A 14,111-nucleotide genomic window follows, 5' to 3' on the forward strand; every position below is an offset into this window, starting at 1 on the left:
GGATTCAGGAGGAACCATGGCGCACACGGCATCCACACCGGACTCGACATCGTCGGAGGGCCCTGGATCAGGGGGCGGGCCTGTCCCGGACCCCCGGCGCACCCGCAAGCGGGCGGCGCTGTCCGGGTTCCTGTTCGGATGCGGTATCGCCGCCTCCATGATCGACTTGTTCATCTTCCACCTGGGCCTGCAGTGGCACCACTTCTACGACCTTTCCACGCATGAGGTGGCCCTCGTGACGGACGGGTTCTTCCACGCCTTCGGGTGGTTCATCACCATCTGGGGTCTGTTCCTGCTCGCTGACGTGCGCCGACGGGGTGGGGTGCACTGGCCCCACTGGATCGGGGCCGTGATCCTGGGCGTGGGGACCTTCCAGCTCTTCGATGGCATCGTGGACCACAAGCTGCTGGGCATCCACCAGATCCGCTACGGGGTGGACATCCTGCCGTACGACCTCGTGTGGAACGGCACCGCGGTGATCCTCATGCTCATCGGGTTCGTGATGCTGCGGCGCGGCGCGCGGGCCTATCGGACCCGCTGATGTCCTCGGACCACGCCCATCATGCGGATCACACCCACCACGCGGAGACCGCCGCTGCTGTCGGATGGCCTGTGTTCGAGTGGCTGGTCGTGGTGGTGCTGGTGCTGGCTGCCGCGGGGTACGGGTGGTTGTTGTGGTCGGGCCGTCACAGGACGGGCCCGAGTCCGTGGCGTCCCGTGAGTTTCTACGTCGGCCTGCTGGGCGTGGGGGTGGGCCTCGTGGGGCCCCTCGCCCACGCCGGGCACACCAGCTTCACCGCTCACATGGTGGGGCACCTGTTGGTGGGGATGCTCGGACCCCTGCTGCTCGTCCTGGGCGCGCCCGTGCGGGTGGCGCTGCGCGGGCTGTCCACCGCCGGGGCGCGCCGGGTCTCGCGGGTGCTGCGGTTCCCGGTCGTCCGCTGGGCCACGCACCCCGTGGTGGCCGCGATCCTCAATGCCGGCGGGTTGTGGTTGCTCTACACCACCGCGCTGTTCCACTGGATGCACGCCTCCGCGTGGGGCCACGCGCTCGTCCACACCCACATCTTCCTGGCCGGCTACGTGTTCACGGCGGCCATCGCCGGACCGGACCCCGATCCGCATCGTTCGTCCTTCCGGGTGCGCGCCGTGGTCCTGGTGCTCTTCATCGCGGCGCACTCGGTCCTGGCCAAGTGGCTCTACGCGCATCCGCCCGCGGGAGTCGCGCCCCACGACGCCCACGTGGGCGCGCAGGTCATGTACTACGGCGGCGACGTCGTGGACGTCCTGCTGATCGTCCTGCTGTTCCTGGGCCACCACCGGGCCACGCGCCCGCGCCCGGCAACCGATCGCATGTACCCGACCCTGATCCAGATCGGAGAACCACCCGTGTCCCGCCACCACCGAGAGCCGTTGTCATGAGCACCCCGGGAACCCCGCAGGCCACCGCCGCCCGGTCCGAACCGCCGCTGGCCCGCGTGATGCGGCCGCTCAACACCGCCGTGGAGAGGTTCATCCCCTCGGCGCTGATCTTCGCCATAGTCCTCACCGTCCTGGTGGCCCTCATGGCCCTGCTGCTGACCGATTCCGGGCCCGTGGCCGTGATCCAGGGATGGGGCACGGGACTGTCCGGGCTGCTGGAGTTCATGACCCAGATGGCGCTGGTGCTGTTGCTCGGTCATGCCCTGGCCAGTACCCGGCCCGTGCGCGCCGGTCTCGGCAAGTTGGCCTCGGTGCCCCGCTCACCCCTGCGCGCCTACGTCTTCGTGTTCGTCATCGCTGCGGTGGCCTCGCTCATCACATGGGGTTTCGGCCTGGTGGTCGGCGGTCTGCTCGCCCGGGAGGTCGCCGCGGAGTTCGCGCGCAGGCGCCAGGCCGTGAGCTTCCCGATGCTCGTGGCGTCCGGGTTCTCCGGGTTCGTGGTGTGGCACATGGGGTATTCGGGCTCCGGCCCACTGACCGCCGCGACCCCGGGCTCGTTCATCGAGAAGCAGGTGGGCCACATCATTCCCATCAGGGAGACCATTTTCTCGTGGTGGAACATCAGCGCGATCGTCGTCACCCTGATCCTGGTGGCCCTGGCGCTCTGGCTCGTGGCACCGCGCAGCGTTCCCGAGTCCCACACGGTCACGGCCGAGGCGCTCGCCCAGTCCGAACAGGAGATCGAGCGCCCGGTCATAGAGGCCCCGGCCGACCGGTTGGATGCCTCCTGCATCCCCACGACTCTCGTGGGCCTGGCACTGGTGGCCTACCTGGTCATCCACTTCGCCGGGGGTGGAACGGTCACCCTGAACATCGTGAACTGGATGTTCCTGGGGCTGATCTTCCTGTTGTCCCGCAACACGTTCGAGGTCATGGGCCTGGTCAAGAACGCCGCGTCGAACGTGGGGGACATCCTGCTGCAGTTCCCCCTGTACGCCGGGATCATGGGCATCATGACCGCCACGGGGCTGATCCAGGTGCTCTCCGACTCGATCGTCGCCGTGGCATCGCCCCAGACGCTGGGCCTGCTGGCCTTCCTGTCTGCAGGGTTGGTCAACTTCTTCGTCCCGTCCGGCGGCGGGCAGGTGGCCATCCAGGCACCCATCCTGTTGGACGCCGCCGCCCGCCTGGACGTGGACCCCGCCGTGGTGATCATGGCCGTGTCCTACGGCGATCAATGGACGAACATGATCCAGCCGTTCTGGGCCCTGCCGTTGCTGGCCATCGCGGGACTGAAGATCCGGGACATCCTGGGCTACACGACCGTGGTGTTGTTGGTCTCCGGGATCGTCTTCGCCGCCACCATGCTGGTCGTGGGCGCGGGGGTCTGAGCGCGTGTCGTGTTCCGGGCGCACTGCGGTCTCGGAGCACGACGGCGCTCGACGTCACCTCGCTGAGGTGGCCGGGGTGTCAGACCTCGTCCGGGTTCCAGCCCTGGACCTTGCCGTCCGGGGCCGCGTACTTCACGATCAGGCTGCAGTCCAGATCCCCGTACCCCTCGTCGATCAGGCGCTGGAAGCGCTGGGCCGCGAGTTCGGCCGCGGGGAGGTCCACGCCCGTCTGCTCACCGGCGGACAGCGCGAGCCCCACGTCCTTGGCGGCCAGGACCGCGGAGAACGTGGACTCGAAATTGTTGTTGGCGGCGGCCGAGGGGACGATGTCCGGGACGGGGTACCACGTCCGCAGGGCCCAGGAATCGCCGGAGGACACCGACGCGATGTCCCAGAACACCCGCGGGTCCAGACCCAGTCGTTCGGCCAGGACGGAACCCTCCGCACACGCTTCGAGATTGACGAAGAGCATCATGTTGTTCACGATCTTGGCCGATTGCCCCATGCCCGGCCCGCCGGTGTGCACGATCCGACCCGCCATGGGAGTGATGACCTGCTCGGCCCGGGCCACGGTGTCCTTGTCGCCCCCGATCATGAACGTGAGTGTTCCCGCCGCAGCACCGCTGATCCCGCCCGAGACCGGGGCGTCCACGAACGCGAAACCCTTCTCCGCCGCGGCCTTGTGCAGCTCCAGGGCGGTTTCCACGTCGATCGTGGAACTGTCAATGAGGAGGGCGTCCTTCGGGGCGAGCGCCAGGACGCCCTGGTCCGATCGGACGGGGCGTGGGAGCCCACGGATCTGGGTCGATAGTTCGTGAGTGCCGCCGAGGGCATCGAGACGGCCCTGGATTCCCTCGCCCTGGAATCGGGCGGTGCGGGAGGCGGGGTGAAGGGGCTCGTGCGGGTCTTGGCCCCGGACGGCCTGGGCGGGATCGCCGTGGGTGAGGCCATGCGCAGGCTGTCCGAGACCCACCCCGGTGTGCGGCTCGAGATGATCAACGCTGCGCGCCGCCCGAGCGCCAACCTCGTGGGGATCGACGTCGCGGTGGTCGTGGGGCGCCCAGAGGTCTCCTGGAACGACTCGTTCCACTTGGCGGACTACTTCCTGGGGCTCTACGCGTCCGCGGCGTACGTGGAACGCCACCCGGCCATCGAGTCCCCCGCCCAACTGCAGGAGCACCCTCTGCTCTACTTCATCGAGTCCATGCAGGACGTCCCGGAGCTGATCGATCCCGTGCGGCATCTGCCGCGGATGCACCAGTCGATCGGGGCCACGTCCTCCATGGTGCACGTGGAGTTGACCCGGTCCGGGGCGGGTATCGGCCTGCTGCCGTGCTACCTGGCCGATCGCGCCGGGGACCTCGTGCGGCTCTTCCCCGAGGAGTTCGCGTTCCGTGCGTCCTACTGGGCGGTCTCGCGCCCGGACCTGTTGAAGCGCCCCGCGGTGAAGGCCGTGATGGACGCGCTCCGGGCGGCGGTCGAGGACATGAAGGACCAATTGGCCGCTTCAGCCGGCACCGGTCGTGCGCGGCCCCGCGGCGAGCGCCGGGGTCCGCGCGCCAACGCACTCGCTCGCTAGCGCACCATCCTGAGCTCGCGCAGGTCCGACAGTCGCGGGTCCACCGTCTCGGTCCCGTCCGCGCGGAAGCCATTGCGCTCGTAGAACCGGATGGCGCGCGCATTGGCTGCGGCGACCCACAGCTGCGCGGGCTCGGCCCCCAGTGCGGTGTCCAGCAGCGCCTGTCCCGCTCCGCCGCCGTGGTGCTCGCGCAGAACGTACACCATGCGCAGCGCGGTCTCCCGCGCCGGTTGCGCCTCCTCCGGTGCACCGACCGCGGCGAAGCCCACGATCCGTCCGGCCACCTCCGCGACGCGCACCGCCCTCCGGCCGGCTTCATCGCGCAGGAGTCCGTCCCACATGGTGCGACGACGCCGCTGCGCCGTCTCGTCGTAGAAGCGCTCCGGGAGCATGCCCGCGTACGTCTCACGCCAGGAACGCACGTGGACGGCCGCGAGGGCGGGAGCGTCGTCGGGCTCGGGGAGACGGATGGTGAAGGCGGGCCGTGTCATGGGTCGGACCTCTCGAGGGGCGCTGCCTCACGACCGAGGATCAGGGCCAGTCCGGCCTCGAACCGCGAAGCGCTGTCAGTGGTGGGCAGCCCCATGGCCTCGCGGGTCTGCTGAGCGGTGACGGAACCCAGTGTGAACCGGACCAGGGTCAGGGCCGTGTTCTCGGCGGTCCGCTGCGTGAGACCCGTGGCGGACAGGGCCGCGACGAGTAACGGAACCGGCGGCAGGTCGAGCGGATCGAGGGCGTGGGCCACGCCGACGACCTCCGCGCCGTCGCGCACCGCGAGGATCAGCCGACGGAACTCCGCGGCCACCCGAGCGGGGTCGAGGTGGCCGGGCTCGGTGCGGCCGTCATCGGAGTGCCCCGGACCCGCCCCGTCGTGACCGGCCGAGCGGACGGCGCGGGGAGCGGCGTCGTCGTGCACCGCGCGGTCGGCGGCGAGCGGTGCGACCATGCGCTGGGCGAGCACCGCCAGCAACTCCTGCTTGTTGGCCACGTGCCAGTAGAGGGCGCCGGGCTGGACCTCGAGCTCCTTGGCGAGGCGGCGCATGGAGAGATCACCCAGGCCGTAGCTCTGCAGGATGTGCCACGCGGCATCCACCACGTCATCGCGTTTCAGGGCCACGGTGCTCCTCTCGGGGTGCTCGGTCGGGTGCTGCGTGTGACTCTACCGATCGGCCGGTGCGGCGCGGGGCGGGCGTCGGAGAATTGACTTTCTTGAACGGCGTTCAATAATTGAACAATGTTCAAGAACCCTGCCGAGCTGGCCGAGCGCGTCCTCGCCGGCGACCCCGTGACCCCGGACGAAGCCCTCGAGCTGCTGCACACCGACGACCCCGGCATGCTGGACCTCGTGGCCGCCGCCGCACGGCTGCGCCGCGAACACTTCGGGATGACCGTGAAGGTGAACTACCTGGTCAACCTGAAGTCCGGGTTGTGCGCCGAGGACTGCGGCTACTGCTCCCAGCGCCTGAACGCCGGGACAGACATCCTCAAGTACTCGTGGCTGAGCCCCGAAAAGGCGGTGGAGCAGGCCGAGTACGGCATCCGCGGTGGTGCGAGCCGCGTGTGCCTCGTGGCGAGCGGTCGCGGCCCGTCCAACCGTGAGGTGGGCAACGTGACCCGCACGGTCGAGGCGCTGAAGGAGCAGCACCCGGATGTGGAGGTCTGCGCATGCCTGGGCCTGCTCAAGGACGGCCAGGCGGAGACGCTGAGCGGCGCGGGCGTGGACGCCTACAACCACAACCTCAACACCGCCGAGTCCAACTACGAGTCCATCTGCTCCACCCACACCTACCAGGACCGCGTGGACACCGTGGAGCGCGCGAAGGACGCCGGGCTCTCCCCGTGCTCCGGGCTGATCGTGGGCATGCGGGAGACGGACGAGCAGCTCGTTGAGGCGCTCTTCGCGCTGCGGGACCTGGGCTCGGACTCCGTGCCGGTGAACTTCCTCATGCCCTTCGACGGCACGCCCCTGGCAGGCACGTGGCAGCTGAGCCCGCAGAAGTGCCTGAAGATCCTTTCCGTGGTGCGCTTCGTGTGCCCGGACAAGGAGATCCGCATGGCCGGTGGCCGCGAGATGCACTTGCGTTCGCTGCAGCCGCTCGCCCTGCACGTGGTCAACTCCCTGTTCCTGGGCGACTACCTCACCTCCGAAGGGCAGGCGGCCCAGGCGGACCTGGACATGATCGCGGACGCCGGCTTCACCGTCCTTGGTGCGGGGCCAGACCTTTCCCGTGAGCACGACGCCGCGGCGCCCGCCCACGCCTCGAGCGGTACGGCTCCCGAGCAGGCTGCGGCGGGCCAGGCAGGTCAGACGGGCTCGGCAGGCCCGGCGAGCACGCCCTGCGGGTCCACGTGCGGAACCGGTGGAGCTGCCGGTCCCGATGCCACCTCGGGCGGCGGTCCGGCCCCCTTCGACCCCGTCTTTTCCGATCAGGGTGACGACGCCGCGCTGCCCTCGACCGCCCAGGGCCCGGTCCCTGCTCGGTCAGCTGCCCCGGTCTCCGCGGCGCTCGCCGCCCTGTTGAGCTCGGGCGACGGGCCCGAACGCGACGAGAACGACACCCGGGTGAGGATCGAGCTGAGCCCGACCGTGCGGCGTCGTGGTGCGGGGACCTCGGTGGCGCCGAATGCCTGAACCGGCACCGCAGATCACGCACGGCACCGCGCCCGCCGAGGGCAGCGGGGAGGCTTCTTGCCCCGCCGCGGGTGCCGTGGCAGAGACGGCAGAACAGGGTGACGACGCCGTGGAGCCCACCCGCCTCGCCGCTCGTGACCGCGGGCTGCTCTGGCACCCCTACGCACCGCTGGACGGACCCGCACCCCACGCGGTGCTGGCCGCGGAGGGCGTGACCCTGACCCTGGAGACTCCTGAGGGGGACCGGATCCGGGCAATCGATGGCATGGCCTCGTGGTGGTGCGCCGTGCACGGCTACCGCAACCCGGAACTGGACCGCGCCGCCGTGGACCAGATCACCGAGTTCTCCCACGTGATGTTCGGGGGGCTCACGCACCGCCCGGCCGTAGAACTCGCGGAGCTGCTGGTGGAGGTCACCCCGCCCGAGCTGCAGCACGTGTTCTTCGCAGACTCGGGCTCCGTGAGCGTGGAGGTCGCGCTAAAGCTCGCAGTGCAGTACCAGGCGGCGCGCGGCCGGCCGCAGCGTCGGCGCATCCTCACGGTGCGCGGCGGCTACCACGGGGACACCACTGGCGCCATGAGCGTGTGCGACCCCGAGGGCGGGATGCACGCCGAATTCTCCGGGCTGGTGGTGGAGCAGCTCTTCGTGGCACCGCCGCCCGCGGCGTCGTCGTCGGGGGAGGATCACGAGTGGGTGGGGTCGGACGAGGACGTCGCGCGGTGGATCGCGGACGTGCGCGCCACGGCCCGGGCGCACCGGGACGAGCTCGCGGGCGTCATCGTGGAGCCCGTTCTGCAGGGAGCCGGCGGGATGCGCACGTACGACCCGCGCTGTCTGCGAGCCCTGCGGGAGATCGCGGACGAGCTGGACCTCGTGCTCATCGCGGACGAGATCGCCACGGGGTTCGGACGCACCGGGCGGTGGTTCGCGTGCGAGTGGGCCGGGGTGGTCCCGGACGTGATGTGCGTGGGCAAGGCCCTGACCGGCGGATACATGACCCTCGCCGCTGTGCTGGTGTCCGGATCCGTGGGAACGGTCATCACGGCGTCACCGCAGCGTGCGCTCATGCACGGGCCCACGTTCATGGCCAACCCGCTCGCGTGCGCGGTGGCCCTGCAGTCCGTGCGGATGCTCCGGGACACGTGGCGCCGGGACATCACCCGACTGGAAACCGCCTTCCGGGAGATCCTCCCCGCGGCCGCCGAACTCGACGCGGTAGAGGACGTGCGGGTGATCGGCGGGGTGGGTGTCGTGGAATTCCACCGGGCCCCGGACAATGCACGGTTGACGCGCGCAGCCCTCGAGCACGGGGTGTGGCTGCGGCCCTTCGGTCGGTTGCTCTACGCGATGCCGCCCTACATCTGTTCGGACGACGACGCCCGCCGCATCGCCCACGCCGTGGTGCACGCGGCCCGGGACGTGACAAGGGGGGCCGGAGCATGAACGCGCACACGGAAGCGGCCGCGGCCGGAACCGCCGCGGGACCCCTTGACGATTGGCTTCACGACCGGGCGCGGGAATGCGATGAACTGGGACTGCGGCGTGAACTGCGGCCCATGCGCGGGCCGTGTGTGGACCTCGCGTCCAACGACTACCTGGGCCTGTCGCGGGACCCCCGCGTCGTGGCCGCGGCGCACCGCGCACTGGACGGGTACGGGGCCGGTTCACGGGCGTCGCGGCTCGTCACGGGCACATTGCCCGTGCACGAGGAGCTTGAGCGCGCCCTGTGCGAGCTCACGGGTCAGCCTGCGGCCCTGGTCTTCTCGAGCGGGTACGCGGCGAACACGGGTGTGCTCACGGCGTTGGGAGATGTGGACACCCTCATCGTCTCGGACGCCCACGTGCACGCCTCCCTCGTGGACGGTGCCCGGTTGTCCCGCTCGCCCGTGCGGATCGCGCGGCACTCGGACGTGGCCCACGTGGAGCAGCTGCTGGCGGAGCGGTCGCAGTCGCGGGCGATCGTCGTCGTCGAATCCTTGTACTCGGTGTGGGGGGATCACGCACCGCTCGAGGCGCTGGCGCGGGTGTGTTGCGCGCACGATGCGTTGTTACTCGTGGACGAGGCCCATGGGATCGGGGTCGCTGGCCGTGGTCGCGGGCTCGTGCACGAACTCGGTCTCGCGGGCGCGCCGCACGTGGTCCTGACCGTGACGCTGTCCAAGGCGCTCGGCGCGCAGGGCGGGGCGGTGCTCGGGTCCGAGCTGCTGCGCGACCACCTGCTCAACCGTGCGCGCCCGTTCGTGTACGACACCGCCCTCGCACCGGCGAGTGCCGCGGCCGCCGCGGAGGCCGCCCGGATCGTCCTCGGGCGGCCCAAGCTTGCGGACCGGTTGCACGAGCGCGCGGCCTTCGTGGCCCGCGCGCTGGACGTGCCTCTCGCGCGCGCTGCGGTGCAGTCGGTGCCCGTGGGATCGGCGGAACTCGCCGTGGACGCCGCCCGGACCCTGCGTGAGCGTGGGGTGGCGGTGGGATGCTTCCGCCCGCCGTCGGTGCCGGACGGCATCAGCAGGCTGCGTCTCACGGCGCGCGCGAACATGGAATTACAAGAATTGTCGGAGGCGGTGAATCGGGTGCGGGAGGTTCTGCGCGCTCTGGAGCCGTCCACGCCGGGAATGGGCGCCGGCCTCGGCCGGATCGCGCCGTCGCGACCCGTTCCGGCCCCGGGTTCCGGCGCCGATAGAGGTACGCCATCCGTCCAGGAGGTCACCGCATGACTCACAACCCACTCGCCCACGTGCCCCTTCCCCGTATCACCATCGTCACGGGGACGGACACGGACGTGGGCAAGACCTACACGACCGCGGCGCTCGCGGTGGCCGCATGGTCCTCTGGAGTCCAACGGATCGCGGTCTACAAGCCCCAACAGACCGGCGTGCGCGGGGACGATCCGGGGGACGTTGACGACGTTGCTCGGCTGGCTCATACCGTCGGCGTGCCGTCCGCGGCGCTCACCGTGGCGGAGGGACAGCGGCTCACCGAGCCCATGGCCCCGCCTCCCGCGGCGGCGATCGACGGGGTGGACCTTCTGTCGATCACCGCGCACGTGGAGCGGGTCATGGAATTACAGGAATCCCACGACCTCGTGCTGGTGGAGGGTAGCGGGGGAGTGCTCGTGGAGCTGGACGGGCAGCAGCATACGATCGCGGATCTGGCGCGGGAGCTGCAAGGCCGCGCGGGGGAGGACGTCGGGACGGTCGTGGTGACCCGCCCGGACCTGGGAACCCTGAACCACACCCTGCTGACCCTGGAGGCCCTGCACCACCGGGGCGTGCGGGTGTCGGGGGTCGTGCTGGGATCCTGGCCGGCTCACCCCGATCCGGTGCAGGAATCCAATCGGGACTACCTGGCGGACCTGCCGGATGTGAGCGGCCACCACATCCCCCTACTGGGCGCGGTCCCCGCGGGATGGAACGTCGGCGTGAGTTGAAGACGGCACATGGACGGGGCTCACGAGCCCTCCACCGCCGCCCCGTAGAGCCGCTCGAAACGGTCGTGGACACCCCGGTAGTACTCCTGCGCGGAATCGCGAGGGGTGTACGTCCCCGCGGGTTCCGGGGAGGAGCACTCCACGTCCGGCGCGAGTGACTCCAGCATGAGCAGGGCATTGCCGCGGCACGTGGACCGCTTGATGGTCTGGTGGATCACGGGGGTGCCCAGGTAGTCGCCCAGGATCTGCAACCAGGACGGCAACTCCTGGGTGACCCGGCCCGCCGCCACGATCCGCTCCACGTCCGTGGCGGCCCGTTCCAGCTCGTCCGACACCCTCCGGTAGGAACCAGCGATCCCCTCCAGCATCCCGCGTGCCATCGCGGAGGCATCCGTGGACGCTGAAACATCCGCGAACACCGCCCGCGCACTGCCCGCCCACCCGGTGGAGCGTTCGCCGGTCAGGAAGGGGAGCACCCCGGGGGTGTCGGGGGAGGGATCCGCGGCGGCGATCTCGTCGAGTACGACGCCGTCGAGCGCGAGGGTGTCGAGCAACCAGCTCACGGCGCGGCCCACGTCGTTGAGGGCGCCGCCCAGCAGGCACCGGGAGGAGTCAATGCGGTAGCACCACAGCCCCGGCGGGATGTCCTGGGGGCGGTGGTGCAGCAGGACCCGCATGGCGCCGGAGGTCGCCGCAGACGCGACGATCGTGTGCTCGTCCGATCCGCCCACCCCCAGGTTGGCGCACAGCCCGTCCGCCACGGGCGCGAACCACTGCGCGTCCGCGAGCCCCTGCCAACGCGCGGTGCGATCGGGATCCACGTCCGGCAGCGGCTCGTGGGGTTCGAGGACCGGGGAGAGCACGTCCGCGGTGATGCCGGCGGCCTTGAGCATCCGCCGATCCCAGTTGCCCGAACGGCGGTTGAGCAGCCCCGTCCACGCGGCGGTCGCGGTACCCGCGGCGGTGGTGCCGAGCAGACGCAACCACACGTACTCGCCGATGCTCAGCCAGCGCTCTGCGGCCTCGAAGTCCTCGGGGCGCGTTTCCGCGAGCCACCGGAACCGCGGGGCCAGGTAGCTCGTGTGCAGGCGCGCGCCCACGGTCTGCTGGACCTGCCGTTCGTCGAGTTCCTCGCGCATTTGTTTCAGCTGCGGCGCGCACCGTGAGTCGGCGTACGTGAAGCACTCGGTCACGGGGTCACCCTTCGCGTCCACACCCACCAGGGAGGACGCGAAGGAGTCCAGGCCGACGCCGCGCACCCGCCCCGCGAGCTCCTTCCGGTCGCACACCACGTCCAGGATCTCGCGGATCTCGTCCACCACCTGGTCCGGGTCGATCACGGAGGTGCCGTCCGCCGCGGTGGTGAACGCGTGGGGGATCTTGTGGCGGTACCCGCGCACGGGTGTCCCTGTGGCGTCATGCACGGAGCCGCGCGTGGCGGTGGAGCCGATGTCCAGGGTCATCACCAGGGGGTCCTGCGCCCGGTCCAGTTCCACGGCGAAGTCCACGCCGTCGTCCGTGCACGGTGTGTTCTTGTGCTTGCCCATCTGCGTCTTGCTCCCTCGCGGTTGTGCCGTCCTCCCAGTCTAGGGACGGGCCCGGTGTGCGCTCGGCGGACGACGGCGCCGGGGTCCGGGGCGCGCGGGACGGACGGCGGCGTCGTCGTCCTCTCGTTCCGAATGGTGAGACGGCTGTCTGCTATGTGAAAACTGTGTCGGGGTCACGCGTATCCTGGAGGGAACACTTTTTGCCGGGAGAACGGCGCATTTCGCGCCGTCCACGTCCCGGTCCAGCCTTCGGGAAGGGGTCACAGTGCCGCAGCTACGTTCAGCAACGTCCACCACCGGTCGGAACATGGCGGGTGCCCGCGCCCTCTGGCGCGCCACCGGCATGGGCAGCGAGGACTTCGGCAAGCCGATCATCGCGATCGCGAACTCCTTCACGCAATTCGTCCCCGGTCACGTGCACCTGAAGAACATGGGGGAGCTCGTGGCCTCCGCGGTGCGCGAGGCCGGAGGCGTGGCCAAGGAGTTCAACACCATCGCCGTGGACGACGGCATCGCCATGGGCCACGACGGCATGCTGTATTCCCTGCCCTCCCGGGACATCATCGCCGACTCCGTGGAGTACATGGTTAACGCGCACTGCGCGGACGCCCTGGTGTGCATCTCCAATTGTGACAAGATCACCCCCGGCATGCTTATGGCCGCGCTGCGCCTGAACATCCCCGTGGTCTTCGTCTCCGGCGGCCCCATGGAATCCGGCGAGGGCGTGGAGGGCGTGGTGGAGCACCGCGTGGACCTCGTGGACGCCATGGCCCTGGCCGTGGACGAGTCCGTCACGGACGCGCAGCTGGCCCAGATCGAGGAGAACGCGTGCCCCACGTGCGGTTCGTGCTCCGGGATGTTCACCGCCAACTCCATGAACTGCCTGACCGAGGCGCTGGGTCTGTCCCTGCCCGGCAACGGCACCACGCTGGCCACGCACGTGAACCGCAAGCGGTTGTTCCTGGAGGCCGGGCGGCGGATCGTGGAATCCGCCAAGCGCTACTACGAGCACGACGACGACTCCGTGCTGCCCCGCAACATCGCGACCAAGGCGGCGTTCCGCAACGCCATGGCCCTGGACGTCGCCATGGGTGGCTCCACCAACACGGTCCTGCACATCCTGGCCGCCGCGCAGGAAGCCGAGGTGGACTTCAATCTCTCGGACATCGACGCGCTGTCCCGGAAGGTCCCGTGCCTGGCCAAGGTGGCGCCGAACTCCACCAAGTATCACATCGAGCACGTCCACCGGGCCGGCGGCATCCCCGCGATCCTGGGTGAACTGCGGCGCGGCGGGCTGCTGAACGAGGACGTCCACACCGTGCACTCGCAGACCATGGGCGAGTGGCTGGACGAGTGGGACATCCGCTCGGGCAAGGCATCCGACGCCGCCAAGGAGTTCTTCCTGGCGGCACCGGGCGGCGTGCGCACCACCCAGGCGTTCTCGCAGGCCAACGAGTACGAGGACCACGACGTGGACGCCGCCGAGGGCTGCATCCGCTCCGTGGAGCACGCCTACACCAAGGAGGGTGGGCTCTGCGTGCTGTTCGGCAACATCGCCGAGGACGGCGCGGTGATCAAGACCGCCGGGATCGACCCCGACCTGTTCCACTTCACCGGCCGGGCCTTCGTGGTGGAGTCCCAGGACGAGGCCGTGCACGAGATCCTCTCCAAGAACGTGAAGGAGGGGGACATCGTCGTCATTGCCTACGAGGGACCTAAGGGCGGACCGGGCATGCAGGAGATGCTGTACCCCACGAGCTACCTCAAGGGCCTGGGGCTCGGGAAGAAGTGCGCGCTCATCACGGACGGCCGCTTCTCCGGGGGCACCTCCGGGATCTCGATCGGCCACATCTCCCCGGAGGCCGCGGCCGGCGGTGCCGTGGGTCTCATCGAGCACGGTGACGAGATCGAGATCGACGTGGAGAACCGCGTGCTGCGGGTCAACGTGGACGACGCCGAGCTCGCGCGCCGTCGCCAGGAGAAGGGTGACGCCCCCTGGAAGCCCACCAAGCCGCGTGAACGTCGCGTGTCCAAGGCGCTGCGGGCGTACGCTTCCATGGTGACCTCCGCGGACAAGGGCGCAGTGCGCGTCGTGGAGGACTGAGGACGGTC

At 70.1% G+C, this 14,111-nt stretch carries 12 protein-coding genes and 1 pseudogene; 9 read left to right on the forward strand and 4 right to left on the reverse strand.

Translation table 11 applies throughout. The features are described from left to right. The first annotated feature begins 16 nt into the window (after positions 1-16). From RF646_RS10505 to RF646_RS10515, 3 genes are read left to right on the forward strand one after another with little or no spacing between them, the layout of a single operon-like run. A complete protein-coding gene (locus RF646_RS10505) occupies positions 17-541 on the forward strand; it encodes a DUF2243 domain-containing protein (protein ID WP_260850449.1) in 525 nt (174 codons plus the stop codon). Further along, positions 541-1,422, forward strand: coding sequence for a cytochrome c oxidase assembly protein (locus RF646_RS10510; RefSeq protein ID WP_144997070.1), 882 nt, complete (start codon positions 541-543; stop codon positions 1,420-1,422). Before RF646_RS10505 ends, RF646_RS10510 begins: the two co-directional genes overlap by 1 nt. Then, entirely contained in the window at positions 1,419-2,813 is a 1,395-nt protein-coding gene (locus RF646_RS10515; RefSeq protein WP_144997072.1) for a short-chain fatty acid transporter, read from the forward strand. The genes RF646_RS10510 and RF646_RS10515 overlap by 4 nt, the downstream gene beginning before the upstream one ends. A 79-nt stretch (positions 2,814-2,892) precedes the next feature. Here the strand turns inward: RF646_RS10515 and RF646_RS10520 are convergent. Further along, positions 2,893-3,576: pseudogene (locus RF646_RS10520) on the reverse strand (NAD(P)-dependent oxidoreductase); the annotation flags it as partial. Between the two features lie 51 nt (positions 3,577-3,627). Here RF646_RS10520 and RF646_RS10525 point away from each other — a divergent pair. Further along, complete coding sequence (locus RF646_RS10525; RefSeq protein ID WP_368835930.1) at positions 3,628-4,392, forward strand: LysR substrate-binding domain-containing protein; 765 nt, start codon at positions 3,628-3,630, stop codon at positions 4,390-4,392. Here RF646_RS10525 and RF646_RS10530 read toward each other — a convergent pair. Beyond that, positions 4,389-4,883, reverse strand: a complete 495-nt coding sequence (locus tag RF646_RS10530) for a GNAT family N-acetyltransferase (protein WP_144997074.1) — start codon at positions 4,881-4,883, stop codon at positions 4,389-4,391. The genes RF646_RS10525 and RF646_RS10530 overlap by 4 nt on opposite strands. Then, positions 4,880-5,509: a TetR/AcrR family transcriptional regulator C-terminal domain-containing protein gene (locus RF646_RS10535; RefSeq protein WP_368835931.1), complete on the reverse strand. Its 630-nt coding sequence runs from the start codon at positions 5,507-5,509 to the stop codon at positions 4,880-4,882. Before RF646_RS10535 ends, RF646_RS10530 begins: the two co-directional genes overlap by 4 nt. A gap of 117 nt (positions 5,510-5,626) precedes the next feature. Here RF646_RS10535 and bioB point away from each other — a divergent pair, with 117 nt between their 5' ends. The 4 genes from bioB to bioD are packed head-to-tail and all read left to right on the forward strand — an operon-like array spanning position 5,627 to position 10,452. Then, positions 5,627-7,024 carry a biotin synthase BioB gene (gene bioB, locus RF646_RS10540; RefSeq protein WP_368835932.1) on the forward strand — a complete coding sequence of 466 codons (1,398 nt, stop codon included), beginning with the start codon at positions 5,627-5,629 and terminating at the stop codon, positions 7,022-7,024. Continuing rightward, positions 7,017-8,468: an adenosylmethionine--8-amino-7-oxononanoate transaminase gene (bioA, locus tag RF646_RS10545; protein ID WP_368835933.1), complete on the forward strand. Its 1,452-nt coding sequence runs from the start codon at positions 7,017-7,019 to the stop codon at positions 8,466-8,468. Before bioB ends, bioA begins: the two co-directional genes overlap by 8 nt. Then, a complete protein-coding gene (locus RF646_RS10550) occupies positions 8,465-9,739 on the forward strand; it encodes an 8-amino-7-oxononanoate synthase (RefSeq protein WP_368835934.1) in 1,275 nt (424 codons plus the stop codon). Before bioA ends, RF646_RS10550 begins: the two co-directional genes overlap by 4 nt. Beyond that, entirely contained in the window at positions 9,736-10,452 is a 717-nt protein-coding gene (gene bioD, locus RF646_RS10555) for a dethiobiotin synthase (RefSeq protein WP_167317999.1), read from the forward strand. Before RF646_RS10550 ends, bioD begins: the two co-directional genes overlap by 4 nt. 20 nt (positions 10,453-10,472) lie before the next feature. Here bioD and RF646_RS10560 read toward each other — a convergent pair whose 3' ends face one another. Then, positions 10,473-11,999, reverse strand: a complete 1,527-nt coding sequence (locus RF646_RS10560) for a gluconokinase (protein WP_167318000.1) — start codon at positions 11,997-11,999, stop codon at positions 10,473-10,475. 265 nt (positions 12,000-12,264) lie between these two features. On the opposite strand from RF646_RS10560, the gene ilvD reads away from it, so the two are divergent. Continuing rightward, entirely contained in the window at positions 12,265-14,103 is a 1,839-nt protein-coding gene (gene ilvD / locus RF646_RS10565; protein WP_167318001.1) for a dihydroxy-acid dehydratase, read from the forward strand. The last annotated feature ends 8 nt before the right edge of the window (positions 14,104-14,111 follow it).

It is taken from the genome of Kocuria sp. CPCC 205261, from assembly GCF_040981025.1.
In the GTDB taxonomy this organism is placed as follows: domain Bacteria; phylum Actinomycetota; class Actinomycetes; order Actinomycetales; family Micrococcaceae; genus Kocuria; species Kocuria marina.